The organism is Bradyrhizobium sp. MI1.3 (genome assembly GCF_055811695.1).
Genome location: NZ_JBVVPQ010000034.1, coordinates 50,216 through 63,121 on the forward strand (window position 1 = coordinate 50,216; position 12,906 = coordinate 63,121).

Here is a 12,906-nt window from a genome sequence, read left to right on the forward strand (position 1 = left end):
CGAATAGCAAAAAAGGGAGTGAACATGGCAGGGCAGGTTGAGGGCAAGGTCGCGCTGGTGACCGGCGGCGCCTCCGGCATCGGCGAGGCCGTCGTCGAGATGTTCGCGCGCGAGGGCGCCACCGTCATCGCCACCGACATCGACGAGCTGCGCGGCCCCGAGCTCGCCAATCGCATCACCAAGGCCGGTGGCAAGGCGATTTTCCTGGAGCAGGACGTCACCAGCGAAGAGCGCTGGATCGAGATCACAGCCGAGATCGCGAAGCGCTTTGGCCGGCTCGATATTCTCGTCTCCAACGCCGGCATCGGCATTGCCGTGCCCTCGATCGTCGACATGACGCTCAGCGATTGGCGCAAGCAGAACGCGATCAACCTCGACGGCGTCTTCCTCTCGGTCAAGCATTGCCTGCCCCTGATGCGCAAGACCGGCGGCGGCTCGATCGTCATGATGTCCTCGCTCGCGGGCCTGCGCGGCGCGCCCGGGCTGTCGGCCTATTCGGCGACCAAGGGCGGCGTGCGGCTGTTCGCAAAGTCGATCGCGATGGAGTGCGCGGCGGCCTGTGACGGCATCCGCGTCAACTCCGTCCATCCCGGGATCATCGACACGCCGATCTGGGGCAAGATCCCGACAGGTGCGACCGGCAACCAGGGCAACGCGCCGATCGACCCGGACGAGCGTGCGCGCGTCGCGACGCCGCTCGGCCGTGCCGGCCAGGCTCTGGAAATTGCCTCCGGCGTGCTGTATCTGGCCTCCGATGCCTCGCGCTACGTCACCGGCAGCGAGCTCGTCATCGACGGCGGCATGAACGCCGGCGGCGTGCCGCGGCGGGCGTAGGCCCCCGCCCGGGCGGCGAAGGGCAGGGTGGCGCCCGCGGGGGCTGACGCGCAGGCGTCGGACCTGTACAACGCGGGCGTCTTCCGATCGACAGAGGTGTCCTTCCGCCATGGCGCACAGCCTTCACTCTTCGTCATCCACGCCAGCAACGTTTCGATCGAACCGTCCGGATCTCGCGAGCGACGCGATCCGCAGCGCGCGCGAGGATCTTGCCGCCTGCTTTAGGATGGCGGCGCGCAACGGCTTTGAGGAGGGCATCTGCAACCACTTCTCGGCCGTGGTGCCGGGCCATGACGATCTCTTCCTGGTCAACCCTTACGGCTACGCCTTCCGCGAGCTGACCGCGTCAAAACTTCTGATCTGCGACTTCCACGGCAATGTGCTCGACGGCGAGGGCGTGCCCGAGGCGACCGCGTTCTACATCCATGCCGAGATGCACAAGCGCCTGCCGCGCGCCAAGGTCGCCTTCCACACCCACATGCCCTACGCCACGGCGCTGTCGATGACCGAGGGCGATCCGCTGATCTGGGCCGGCCAGACCGCGCTCAAATTCTACGGTCGAACGGCCGTGGACCGCGACTACAACGGCCTCGCACTCGACAACCGCGAAGGCGCACGCATCGCATCGGCCGTGGGGGATGCCGACATCATCTTCATGAAGCATCACGGCGTGATGGTGCTGGCGCCGACCATCGCGGAGGGCCTGGGACGATCTTTATTATCTCGAACGCGCCGCCGAGGTGCAGGTGTTGGCGATGTCGACCGGGCGACAGGTACTGCCGGTCGATCCCGCGATTGCGGCCGAAACCTACAGGCAGATGCGCGAGGGCGATTCCGAATCCGCGCGGCTGCATCTTGCCGCAATCCGCCGCCAGCTCGATGCGGAAGAGCCGCAGTACCGGCACTAGCGATCGCGTCGTAGCCCGGATGGAGCCATAACTAAGACCCCTGGCGCAGCTTCGCCAGCACCTTCAGCCCGCCATAGCCGTCCGCAGGCGTGATGCCCGCGCGCTGCTGAAAGTCCTTGATCGCTTTCATGGTGTCGTTGCCGACACGGCCATCGGTGCCGCCGGTATCGAAACCCGCCTTGGTCAGGCGCGTCTGCATCTCCTGCACCTCGGCGAGCGTCAATGCGCGCTCGGAGCCGGGGAATGGCTGGATGAAAGGCGGGGCGCCGAGGCAGCGGTCGCCGAGATGGCAGATCGCCAGCGCATAGTTCATCGAGGGATTGTAGCTCTTCACCGCGTTGAAATTCGGTCCCAGCAGAAATGTCGGCCCGCCCGCAACCGGCGTCCACATCTGCGCGGATGCGGAGGCTTGCGGAAACGGCTGGCCGTCGGCGCGGGTGACGCCGGCCGCCTGCCAAGCCGCATAGGTCCGGCTGCCGCTCATCTCACCGGGCGTGCGCACCTCGTAGCCCCAATGCTCGCCGCGGTGCCATTTGCCGCGATTGACGAGATATTTTGCGGTCGAGCCCAACGCGTCGTCGGGCTTGCCGAACGGCGACACCTTGCCGTCGCCGTCATAGTCGATGCCGACATTGAGCCAGACTTCCGGCATCCATTGCGAATGCCCCATTGCGCCGGCCCAGGATCCCTGCATCTGCTCAGGCGTGCTCCAACCCTTGTCGACGATGCGCAGCGCGTTGATCAGCTCAGTTTCCCAATAGGCTTTTCGGCGCGGCTCGTTCCAGGCGAGGGCGGCGAGCGAGGGAAACACCGGCGTCATGTGGTTCTGCTGCACCAGCGGATCGCCATAAGCGGACTCGACGCCCCACAGCGCCAGCAGCGTACCGCGCTCGACGCCGAAATCGCGCTCGATGCGCGCGAGCAGCGCCTCGTTGTTCTTCAGCGCGATCTTGCCGTTGATGATGCGCCAGTCGGAGACGCGACGGTTGATGTATTGCCAGACCTGCTCGTGGAATTCGGGCTGGTTGCGCATCTGCTTGAAGACGCTCATGTCGGGCTCGACCCGCGCCATCGCGCGCTGCCATGTCGCAGCCGAGATGCCTTTCGCCATGGCACGTGCGCGGAAAGACTCGCGCCATTCGTCGAAGCCTGGAGGTGCGGCGAAGACATGCGTCGGGAAAGCGAGCAGGGTGGCTGCACCGATGGTGAAGGCGCGGCGGGTATGATGGACCGAGGAATCAGCGTGTTTCATCGACTTATTGTAGCCGGAAACATGGCTCCTGTGAGTCGGTTCCTGGAGGCTCGGAACGGGACGTCCAGTCCTGTTCCTTCCGGAACAAATTGTCGCACTCCCGCATTCCCTCCGCATGCAATCGAGGAGGACGAGATGAGGAAATATCTGTTTGCGGCCGCCATGGTCACCGCTATCGCAGCCCCCGCATTCGCCGACGAAGTCGGTGTTCATGTTGGTCCGGTCGGCGCCGGTGTGACCGTCGGACAGTCCCCGGAATATCGAGAGCGTGACCGCGATCGTGATCGCACCACCGTGATCAAGGAGCGCGAGCCTGCCGACCGCACTACGGTCATCAAGAAGGAAGATGAATTCGGTAACCGCGAGAAGACCGTAATCCATCACGACAACGACTGACGGAGCAGGGCCCCGGCCGATTGTCGGGGCCCGCTTTCTGTTCGAAAATTCGGGGTTGAATGAAGATACGCGCGCATGCGGAGAGCCACGTCGTCGAGCTCGACGACGGATCGCAATGGCAGATTTTCCCTGGTGATCTCGCGACGACGCTGAGCTGGAAGCCCGAAACCGATTTGCGCCTCGAGCCGAGCGGGGATCGGATGAGTTCACATGTACTCGTGAATGGCACCGATCAAAGCCGCGTGCGGGTGATTGCGGCGGGCGAGGCTTGGCCGGACGGTGAGGTTAAGAAAGTATTGAAGGGCGGGTAGGCTTGGTCGAACATCCCCAAATTTGGGCCCCGTCACTTTACTGTCGGTTCGCTTCCATCTGCGCAGAATGCACTTATGCGGGAGCTGTTCGACATCATCCGTGCGAATCCCTGGCCGTTCGGCGCCGGACTCCTCGTCGTGGTCCTGATGATCATCGCCGAGAATTTTGGCCGCAGCATTCAAGGAGGCGGTGCCGGAGGCGGCGACTTCTCCGATGCCGGCGGGTGTGACGGCGGTGAGGGAGGCGGGGGCGACTAGACTTGGCCTGGTCCTCGCCTAGTCCTCCTGCAGATCAGTTGGGATGCCGGCGAGCCAGCGGCGAATACTCGCCTCGGTGCCGGCATCCAATCCCGCGGCCAGACGCTTCTCCAGCGCGATCACACGCTCCCTGCACGCCTTCAACAACGTCGCTCCCCGCGACGTCAACGTCCATTGCTGGATGCGGCCGTGGACGGGGTGGGGTGTCATCTCAATCGCGCCGTCGCGCTCGAGATTGCGGATGATGACGCCGACCGTCTGCGGAGTCAGGAAGGTGAGACGGGCGACGTCGGCGCCCGACAGGCCGGGATAGGCATTCAGCATCGTCAGCACCGCGAATTGCGGTGGCGTCACGCCGAGATCGGCGAGTGTCCGCTCCATCGTGAGACGGACTGCGGCATGGGCCTGGCGCAAGAGATAGCCGAGATAGCCTTGCTCGCCACGCTTGCCTTCGCCGGGGGCGGGCAGGCGCACGGCGTCAGGGCCGGCGGTTTTGCTCCGGGATTTCGATCTCGTGATCTTGGGCGACTTGCGCAACATATAAGAGCTCTTATAAGATGTAAGCCTTCTTATAATAACACGAGGTGAATGGCAATGTCACATGCCCGCAGCGAATACGAGGATTTCAAACGGATTGCGCCCGATGCCTATGATCTGGTGCTCGCGTTGGGCCGGGTTGCGGCGGACGCCGGCCTCGACAAGCAGCTTCTCGAGCTGGTCAAGTTGCGCGCCTCGCAGATCAACGGCTGCGCCTTCTGCCTGCAGCATCACATCCTGCTTTCGGAGCGGATCGGCGTGCCCGTCGACAAGCTCAATTTGGTCGTGGTCTGGCGCGAGGCGCCGATCTTTTCCGCGCGCGAACGTGCCGCGCTGGCCTGGGCCGAGGCGCTGACCTGCCTGCCCGACGGCGTCGGCGAAGACGTGTACGCCGAGGCGAGCCGTGAATTCTCCGAGACCGAGCTGACGTACCTGACCTCGGCGGTCGCCTCGATCAACGTCTGGAACCGTTTTGGTGCGGCGTTTCGCTGGACGCCGGCGACGCGGCCCGTCGAAGCCAATGCCGCAGCGTCCTGATTGCAACGAAGGGAGATCATGATGACAGCAATGAGTTTTCCCACCGCGCCGCGCCCGGCGTCATCGCGTTCGATGGCGATCGCCGTCGTCGGCGGTCTCGCGTGCGCGCTTGCGATCGGCAAAGCGCTGCCGGTGACGATGGACACCATTTCCGGCGCACTCTCGCCGCTCTGCGCCACCGCCGCCGAAAGCTCGCCGCTCGACAAGGTCGAGCCGATCGGCTCCTACGCGCTGCCGAACGTGCCGGGCAAGCGCGTCACGATCGTGCGCGTGTTCTACGGCCCCGGCGGGTTCTCGCGGCCGCATCGTCACGCAGGATCCGTCACCGCCTACATCACCAAGGGCGAGATCCGCTCCCAGCTCGGCGGCGGCCCGGTCGAGACGTTCGGCGTCGGCCAGTCCTTCTTCGAGCCGCCCGGCTCGACCCATCTGGTCTCGGCCAATGCGAGTACCACGGAGCCGGCAGAATTGATCGCGGTGTTCGTGGCGGACGAGGGCGCGCAACTCACGACGTTGCTGGATTGATCCGTAGCCCGGGTGAGCGAAGCGACACCCGGGGCAGTCGTAGCGTGAGTCCGGGATGTCGCTTCGCTCATCCGGGCTACGTTACCAGCGTGCTCTCTCGTCAGCCGCCGTAGGATGCTGGATCAGGATTGTCCGACGGATGCTCGAACGACTTCTTCATCGACACCGGCATGGGTACGTGAAAGTTCAGGCCGCGCGGCGGCACCGGCTCCATGAACCATTTGTTGTAGATCTGCTCGATCTCCGGGCTCTTGTAGAGTTTTGCGGTCGCGCGATCGACCACCGCCTTGAACGGCGCGTCGTCCTTGCGCAGCATGATGCCGTAAGGCTCCGGATCGGAGAACGCGCCGGTACTGATCGCGTACAGCGACGGATCCTTCGAGGAGGCGATCATCGCCGCCAGCTGGATGTCGTCCATGACGAAGGCCACGGCCCGGTCGGTCTCGACCATTAGGAACCCTTCGGGGACATCCTTTGCGTTCATCACGGTGATGTCGAGCGAGCGGGCCGCATTGGCCTTGTTGAGCTGCGTGATGTTGGTGGTGCCCGAGACCGAGACGACGGCGTTGCCCTTGAGATCGTCGATTTGGTCGAGCTTCGAAGTCTTCTTGGACACGAAGCGGCTCGCCGTGAGGAAATGCGTGTTGGTGAACCACACTTGTTTCTGGCGATCGGCGTTGTTGGTCGTCGAGCCGCATTCGAGATCGACGGTGCCGTTCGCCATCAGCGGAATGCGGCTGGACGAGGTGACCAGGTTCTCGTTGACCGCGAGCTTGTCCAGCTTGAGCTCGGCCTTGATCTCCTCGACGATCTTCATGCAGATGTCGATGGCGTAGCCGACGGTCTTCTGCTTCTCGTCGATATAGCTGAAGGGCACCGCGCTGTCGCGCACGCCGAGTGTGATCGCGCCGGTGTCCTTGATCTTCTTCAAGGTCCCGCTCAATTCCTGCGCATGAGCCGGCACGCCGAACGCGACGGCCAGAACGGCCACTATAGTGAGACAACGCATGTGCTTCCCTTCATCCTGTTTACCCGTGGGGAGGAAAGCAATTCTGAGGCCAGACAATTTCGAGGCCAGAGAAGGCTCCGTCATAAGGAGGCCGGGCCGGTCAGGCGGTGTGCGTGCAATTCGCTGTCATAGGACCGTCATCAGACAGTTTGGTTGGCTGTCTAGATGGCGCAAGCAGCGTCAATTCTCGTCGCCGCCCGATCCCTCGCGCAGGTCCGGCTTGAGCACGTCCTCCGGCAGCGCATGTGCCACGGGCTGCGGCGTGCCGGCGATCTCCGGGCCGACCTCGCGGCCGCGGGCATGGATCAGACGCTCGTACGCCGAGACCAACGTGACGTAAGGACTGACCCAGATCCAGCCGTCGCGGGTGAACACCTGCACGTCGAAATGCAGGTGCATCGAGGTGCCGGCGGGATGATCGAGATAGTTCGAGACCACGCCGATCTTCTCACCCTCCGATACGATGCGACCATTGAGCAGGCCATCGGCGTTCAGCGCCTGCGGGTTCATATGCATGTAGCGGAAACGGATGTGCTCGGTCCGGCTGTTGATTTGCAGCGTCACGGCCTGGTCCTTGGAAGCGCGTATGACCCTCGCATCGCGCACGGCGACGATGGCGCGCTGCTTGGGATCACAGGCTTGGCGGCCTTCACCAGGCGATGGGCACTCAGCCGCGCGGATGTCCTCGCCCTGATGGCCATAACCGCCGCCGCATTGCCAGACCTCGAAACTGCGGGATTCGCAGAAATTGTCGCGCCAGGGGTAAGCGGTCGTGCTCTCCATCTTGTCGCGCTTGGCATAGGATTGCGAGTGTACGAAAGCGGGCGCCTTCTCGAGAGGAAAGCGGATCTGTGCGTAGGCCATCACGTCGGGATGGCCGCCCTGCTTGCGATAACCGGTGTTCGGGATGATGTCGCCGCTCGGCCGATAGGTGAAGTCCGGGGAACGCGCCGCGGGACGATCGAGAATGTTGGAAGCGATGTCCGTGAGCGGCCGCATGCGCTGGCCGCCCGCCACGCGCAGCGCCTTCAGGAAGCGCTCGGCGACCGGATAGGCCTCCTTGCAGGCAAGCCGCCGCGGCTTGGCGACGCTGTCGAGGCATTGGATCGACACCACATAGGCGACGCCGAAACGGGTGAAAGCGTAGCGCACATAGCCTTCCCGGATGAATTTGCGCAGGTCCGGGTAGAGCGCTGCGAGCGGTTTGACCGGCTCGCCCTTGCCGCCCGAGGGATCGGCAATGTCATAGACGAGCGCCGAACCCGTGATCTGCACCTCGACCGGTCTTGCGAAGACCCGGCTCGGCATGCCGTCTCCGGTACCAGGCTCGAACGAAAAGGTCGCGCTGTAGCCGGCGGGGCCGGCATCGAACATGTCGACGGAATTGAAGTCGGCCTGGTAGCGCGACAGCGCGACGGTCGCTGGCGCACCATTGTGCCGTGCTTCGAAATACGCAGCAGCGTCGAACGGCAGCAGCACGGGCACGGAGCTGCGGGAGATGCCGGTGAAGAATTGCGAGGAGATCGCGTTGAGCTGCACCAGCGCCGGCATCGTGCGCGGATCATAGCGCGGCACCGAACGACGGGGCGCGAAGATGAAATCGTCCGCGACCCGGGGATGGGCGTTGATTTCGGTGCGCAGCTGATCGAGCGCCGCGCGCCAATCGACGCGCAGCGCCGTGAGCGAGGGGCTGCGGAATTCATCCGCAGTGAGCGGAGAGGCAATGAGGAGCGAAAGCGACGCCAGAAGTTGCGAGACGAAGCGGAAACCTTTCCCAACCACTGTCTCGCCCCCCGGCGGCACCTGTTGCGCTCGCGTTGGCCCCGTCAGTCCTTGGCGCGCTCGGAGTAGGAGCCGTCTTCGGTCATCACGACGATTCGGGTGCCGACGGCGATGTGCGGCGGCACCGTGGTGCGCAGGCCGTTCGAGAGCACGGCGGGCTTGTAGGACGAGGAGGCGGTCTGGCCTTTGGTCACGGGCTCCGTCTCGACCACTTCCAGCGTCACGCGCTGCGGCAGGGCGATCGATACGGGATTGGCGCCGTGCAGCGACAGCTTGACCGTCATGCTCTCCTGAAGATAGGCCGCCGCGTCGCCGATCACGTCCTTGGAGACCTGGACCTGGTCATAGGTCTCCGGGTTCATGAAGTGATAGCCGTCACCATCTTCGTACAGGAAGGTATAGTTGCGCTCTTCGATCGTGGCCTTCTCGACCTGGTCGGTGGTCTTGTAGCGCTCGGAGATCTTTACCCCGTCCGAGATTCGGCGCATTTCGATCTGGCTGACCGGGGTGCCCTTGCCGGGATGGATGTTCTCGGCGGTCACGACGACATATAGCTTGCCGTCTTGCTCGATCACGTTGCCCTTGCGAATAGAACTGGCGATGACTCTCAAAGCTGTATTTCCTGCTTGCTTGGCCCGGCTCGGGCCAGGACGTGGTCAAATTGATGGGGGACCTGGGGCCCCAAATCAGACCGCGGCACCCGTTTCGGGCCGCAACATACTGGTTTTGCCGTTGGATGCCAGCATTTTGCTGGCCTGCGGGACGGCCGGTTAATGGCTGGGGACAAGCCGATGTCGCCGTTCTGGTCCCCCTCGCGGCATCTCGACCGCCGGCCCTTCCTGCAGGCCAGGGGAGCAATCACCGGGGCTCTACGGGGATTTTTCGCCGAGCAGGGCTTTGTCGAGGTCGAAACCTCCGTTCTCCAGGTCTCTCCGGGCAACGAGACCCACCTGCACGCCCCCCGGACCGAGATCGTGCGACCCGACGGCAGCCGTGTGAGCCGATATTTGCGGACTTCGCCGGAATTCGCCTGCAAGAAGCTGCTGGCGGCCGGGGAGACCCGGATTTTCGAGTTCGCCCGGGTGTTCCGGGACCGCGAGCGCGGCGACCTGCATTTGCCCGAATTCACCATGCTGGAATGGTACCGGGCAGGCGCCCCCTATGACGCCATCATGGCCGACTGCGTCGTCCTCATCGGCCGCGCCGCCCAAGCGACCGGGATTGGCACCTTCGCCTTCCGCGGCCGGACCGCCGATCCCTTCGCCGAGCCTGAACTTGTGACGGTGGCCGGCGCCTTCGAGCAGTTTGCGGGAATCGATCTGCTTGCGACCATTTCCGGTGGCGAAGGCGACCGCGCCGCGCTTGCCCGGGCCGCTGCCGGCAAGGTCCGTGTGGCCGAGGACGACACCTGGTCCGACATCTTCAGCAAGGTTCTGGTCGAGCATGTCGAGCCGCATCTGGGGCAGGGGCATTTGACCATTCTGTTCGAATACCCATCTCCAGAGGCGGCACTGGCGCGCGTGAAGGCAGGCGATCCCCGCGTTGCCGAGCGGTTCGAGATCTACGCCTGCGGTGTCGAGCTCGCCAACGGCTTTGGCGAACTGACCGACGTCGAGGAGCAGCGCAAGCGCTTCACGCAATCCATGGCGGAGAAGCAACGCCGCTACGGCGAAGCCTATCCGCTGGACGAGGACTTTCTGGCCGCGGTCGCGGCGATGCCGGAGGCGAGCGGCGTCGCGCTCGGTTTCGACCGGCTGGTGATGCTGGCGAGCGGCGCATCGCGAATTGATCAGGTGGTCTGGACGCCGCCTGCAAATGAAGCGTTAAGCGAGACATGATGAAGAGCAATCTTGCGCGCACATTGCGCGAGCCGGCCGAACTTGTCGCCGAGCAGCTGGTATCAGCCACAGCGCTGCCGGTGCTCGATCGCGTTGCCGCACGCTATGCGGTTGCGATCACGCCGGCGCTGGTCGATCTGATCGACAGGTCCGATCCCGACGATCCCATCGCGCGGCAATTCGTTCCGACTGCCGCGGAGCTCGAGATGCAGCCGGGCGAGAACGCAGATCCGATCGGCGATCATCCGTACTCGCCGGTTCCCGGGATCGTGCATCGCTATCCCGACCGTGTGCTGTTCAAGCTCGTTCACGTCTGCGCGGTCTATTGCCGCTTCTGCTTCCGCCGCGAGATGGTTGGACCCGGCAAGGAGAACGCGCTCTCGGACGGCGCCTATCGCGCCGCGATCGACTACATCCGATCGCACAGCGAGATCTGGGAGGTGATCCTGACCGGGGGCGATCCCCTGATGTTGTCGCCGCGGCGGATGAGCGAGATCATGGCGGATCTTGCCGGAATCGATCACGTCAAGATCATCCGCCTTCACACCCGCGTGCCCGTGGCCGAGCCCGCGCGCATCAGCGAGGAGATGGTCGGGGCGCTCAAGGTCGAAGGCGCCACCACCTGGGTGGCGCTGCATGCCAACCATGCGCGCGAACTGACGGGGCCCGCGCGTGCCGCCTGCGCGCGGCTGGTCGATGCCGGAATTCCCATGGTAAGCCAGTCCGTGCTTTTGCGCGGCGTCAATGACAACGCGACCGCTCTGTCGGATTTGATGCGAGCTTTCGTCGAATGCCGGATCAAGCCCTATTATCTGCATCACGGCGATCTCGCGCCCGGCACGGCGCATCTGCGAACGACGCTCGCCGAGGGGCAGGATTTGATGCGGCAGCTGCGCGGACGGGTGTCGGGACTGTGTCAGCCCGACTATGTCATCGACATTCCCGGCGGCGCCGGCAAGTCGCCGGTGGGACCGAATTACGTGTTGCCGATGCAAAATACCGCACCTGATGCGGGTGATGCGGCATCGGAAACGCGCTATCGTATCGTGGATTATTGCGGCGACGTTCACCTCTATCCGCCCGAGACCTGATTGGTCGTGATGGAGATTCTGGCTCGAGGAATGGAGGGAGAGACATGAAGAAGATCATGGTGGCAGTATCGCTCGCGGTCTTGCTCGGCGGCGCGGCGGTCGCGCAGACCGGCGGCACGAAGGGATCGACATCGGGCGGCGCGGCGTCCGGATCGCTGCCGCAGGCACCCGTGGGCCATCGCCAGCCGCGCGTCGGCGACGTGCCCAGCGAGAAGAACCTGAGCGACCCGAACGATCCCCTCAGCAAGGAAAATCAGGCGCTCGACAAGAAGATCAAGAGCATCTGCCGCGGCTGCTAGGCGCCGGAGCAGCGGGCAGGGTGCGACAGCCTCACCCCGCCCGCGATCGTTCGGTCAGGCGGAGCGCTCGTGCAGCCCTGCGCGTTTGGTGTTGCGCCGGATCTCGACCGCGTCAGCGAGCTGTTTGAGCACGGTTGCCGTGGTCGCCCAGTCGATGCATCCGTCCGTGATGCTCTGGCCATAGGTGAGCGGCTTCCCCGCCACCACGTCCTGGCGTCCGGCGACGAGATTGCTCTCGACCATCACCCCCATGATGCGGTTCTCGCCGCCGGAAATCTGGCCGGCGATGTCGGCTGTCACGAGCGGCTGGTTTTCCGGCTTCTTGCTCGAATTGGCGTGGCTCGCATCGACCATCACGAGCGGTGCGACGCTCGCTTTCGCCAGATCGTTGCAGGCCGCTGCGACGCTTGCCGCATTGTAATTCGGCGTGCTGCCGCCGCGCAGGATGATGTGACAATCCTCGTTGCCCGCGGTTGAGGCGATCGCCGAGCGGCCGAGCTTGGTCACCGCCATGAAATGATGCGGATTCGAGGCCGACTTCACCGCGTCCGCCGCGATGCGCACATTGCCGTCGGTGCCGTTCTTGAACCCCACAGGGCAGGACAGCCCCGAGGCCAGCTCGCGATGGATCTGGCTTTCGGTCGTGCGCGCGCCGATCGCGGCCCAGGACACGAGGTCGGCAATGTATTGCGGCGTCGTCATGTCGAGGAATTCGGTGCCGGCGGGCAGGCCGAGATTATTCACGGCCGAGAGCACGTTGCGCGCCAGCCGCAGGCCCTTGTTGATGTCGAAGCTGCCGTCCAGATCAGGATCGTTGATCAGGCCCTTCCAGCCGACCGTGGTGCGTGGCTTCTCGAAATAGACCCGCATCACGATTTCAAGTTGATCGGCAAGCTCTTCGCGCAAGCTCGCGAGGCGCTCGGCGTATTCGAGCGCGGCCCTGGGATCATGCACCGAGCAGGGGCCGACCACGACCAGAAGCCGGTCGTCCTGGCCATTGAGGATCGCGTGGATGGCGTTGCGTGCCGCCATCACCACGCGCGTCGCGGTGAGCGTACGCGGGACTTCCCGCATCACCTCTTCAGGCGTGCTCAGTTCTTTCAGTTCGCGGATACGAAGATCGTCGGTCGTGCTCAGCACGGCGGGCTCCTTGTCATTTTGAGACCCTGCCGGCCAATAAAAAAGCCGCCAGGTCTGGCGGCTGTTCGGACTAGATGCTGCAATTTGTCAGATTGAGCGTGATCCTCCCACCGCCAGCGAGCTGTCGTAGCTAAAATACCAATAAAAGCTGGTGGTGACGGTGATCATGGCCAGTCATATAGCGCGCGA

At 64.2% G+C, this 12,906-nt stretch carries 15 protein-coding genes and 1 pseudogene; 10 read left to right on the forward strand and 6 right to left on the reverse strand.

All coding sequences use genetic code 11. The features are described 5' to 3' along the window. The first annotated feature begins 24 nt into the window (after positions 1-24). Together AC0L3A_RS23770 and AC0L3A_RS23775 are read left to right on the forward strand one after the other, a co-directional pair. Complete coding sequence (locus AC0L3A_RS23770; protein WP_473255323.1) at positions 25-834, forward strand: SDR family NAD(P)-dependent oxidoreductase; 810 nt, start codon at positions 25-27, stop codon at positions 832-834. Positions 835-943: 109 nt separating this feature from the next. Further along, positions 944-1,742: pseudogene (locus tag AC0L3A_RS23775) on the forward strand (aldolase). Between the two features lie 31 nt (positions 1,743-1,773). On the opposite strand, the gene AC0L3A_RS23780 reads toward AC0L3A_RS23775, so the two are convergent. Then, positions 1,774-2,994, reverse strand: a complete 1,221-nt coding sequence (locus tag AC0L3A_RS23780) for a lytic murein transglycosylase (protein ID WP_354128181.1) — start codon at positions 2,992-2,994, stop codon at positions 1,774-1,776. 135 nt (positions 2,995-3,129) lie between these two features. Here AC0L3A_RS23780 and AC0L3A_RS23785 point away from each other — a divergent pair, with 135 nt between their 5' ends. The 3 genes from AC0L3A_RS23785 to AC0L3A_RS23795 all read left to right on the forward strand — a co-directional run bounded on the left by AC0L3A_RS23785 (position 3,130) and on the right by AC0L3A_RS23795 (position 3,959). Further along, entirely contained in the window at positions 3,130-3,390 is a 261-nt protein-coding gene (locus AC0L3A_RS23785) for a hypothetical protein (RefSeq protein ID WP_007591459.1), read from the forward strand. A 59-nt stretch (positions 3,391-3,449) separates the two neighbouring features. Next, positions 3,450-3,701 carry a hypothetical protein gene (locus AC0L3A_RS23790; protein ID WP_007591458.1) on the forward strand — a complete coding sequence of 84 codons (252 nt, stop codon included), beginning with the start codon at positions 3,450-3,452 and terminating at the stop codon, positions 3,699-3,701. Positions 3,702-3,776: 75 nt separating this feature from the next. Continuing rightward, positions 3,777-3,959, forward strand: coding sequence for a hypothetical protein (locus AC0L3A_RS23795; protein ID WP_007591457.1), 183 nt, complete (start codon positions 3,777-3,779; stop codon positions 3,957-3,959). Between the two features lie 18 nt (positions 3,960-3,977). On the opposite strand, the gene AC0L3A_RS23800 is transcribed toward AC0L3A_RS23795, so the two are convergent. Then, complete coding sequence (locus AC0L3A_RS23800; protein ID WP_007591456.1) at positions 3,978-4,499, reverse strand: MarR family winged helix-turn-helix transcriptional regulator; 522 nt, start codon at positions 4,497-4,499, stop codon at positions 3,978-3,980. A gap of 54 nt (positions 4,500-4,553) precedes the next feature. Between AC0L3A_RS23800 and AC0L3A_RS23805 the strand changes: the two genes are divergently transcribed. Both AC0L3A_RS23805 and AC0L3A_RS23810 read left to right on the forward strand, forming a co-directional pair. Beyond that, entirely contained in the window at positions 4,554-5,033 is a 480-nt protein-coding gene (locus AC0L3A_RS23805; protein WP_354128182.1) for a carboxymuconolactone decarboxylase family protein, read from the forward strand. Between the two features lie 21 nt (positions 5,034-5,054). After that, positions 5,055-5,558 (forward strand): cupin domain-containing protein, encoded by a 504-nt coding sequence (locus AC0L3A_RS23810; RefSeq protein WP_007591444.1) that lies wholly within the window; start codon positions 5,055-5,057, stop codon positions 5,556-5,558. Between the two features lie 100 nt (positions 5,559-5,658). Here AC0L3A_RS23810 and AC0L3A_RS23815 read toward each other — a convergent pair whose 3' ends face one another. The 3 genes from AC0L3A_RS23815 to efp form a co-directional block, all read right to left on the reverse strand. Further along, entirely contained in the window at positions 5,659-6,567 is a 909-nt protein-coding gene (locus AC0L3A_RS23815) for an amino acid ABC transporter substrate-binding protein (protein ID WP_354128183.1), read from the reverse strand. Between the two features lie 180 nt (positions 6,568-6,747). Continuing rightward, positions 6,748-8,370, reverse strand: a complete 1,623-nt coding sequence (locus tag AC0L3A_RS23820; RefSeq protein WP_354128184.1) for a M23 family metallopeptidase — start codon at positions 8,368-8,370, stop codon at positions 6,748-6,750. Positions 8,371-8,393: 23 nt separating this feature from the next. Further along, complete coding sequence (gene efp, locus AC0L3A_RS23825) at positions 8,394-8,960, reverse strand: elongation factor P (protein ID WP_007591435.1); 567 nt, start codon at positions 8,958-8,960, stop codon at positions 8,394-8,396. Positions 8,961-9,122: 162 nt separating this feature from the next. Here efp and epmA point away from each other — a divergent pair, with 162 nt between their 5' ends. The 3 genes from epmA to AC0L3A_RS23840 are packed head-to-tail and all read left to right on the forward strand — an operon-like array spanning position 9,123 to position 11,577. Then, positions 9,123-10,187, forward strand: a complete 1,065-nt coding sequence (gene epmA, locus AC0L3A_RS23830) for an EF-P lysine aminoacylase EpmA (RefSeq protein ID WP_354128185.1) — start codon at positions 9,123-9,125, stop codon at positions 10,185-10,187. Then, a complete protein-coding gene (locus tag AC0L3A_RS23835) occupies positions 10,184-11,278 on the forward strand; it encodes a lysine-2,3-aminomutase-like protein (RefSeq protein ID WP_035992751.1) in 1,095 nt (364 codons plus the stop codon). The genes epmA and AC0L3A_RS23835 overlap by 4 nt, the downstream gene beginning before the upstream one ends. A 44-nt stretch (positions 11,279-11,322) precedes the next feature. Beyond that, positions 11,323-11,577 carry a hypothetical protein gene (locus tag AC0L3A_RS23840; RefSeq protein ID WP_007591425.1) on the forward strand — a complete coding sequence of 85 codons (255 nt, stop codon included), beginning with the start codon at positions 11,323-11,325 and terminating at the stop codon, positions 11,575-11,577. A 54-nt stretch (positions 11,578-11,631) separates the two neighbouring features. Here the strand turns inward: AC0L3A_RS23840 and AC0L3A_RS23845 are convergent, their stop codons facing one another. Beyond that, positions 11,632-12,717: a 3-deoxy-7-phosphoheptulonate synthase gene (locus AC0L3A_RS23845; protein ID WP_007591423.1), complete on the reverse strand. Its 1,086-nt coding sequence runs from the start codon at positions 12,715-12,717 to the stop codon at positions 11,632-11,634. Positions 12,718-12,906 lie beyond the last annotated feature (189 nt).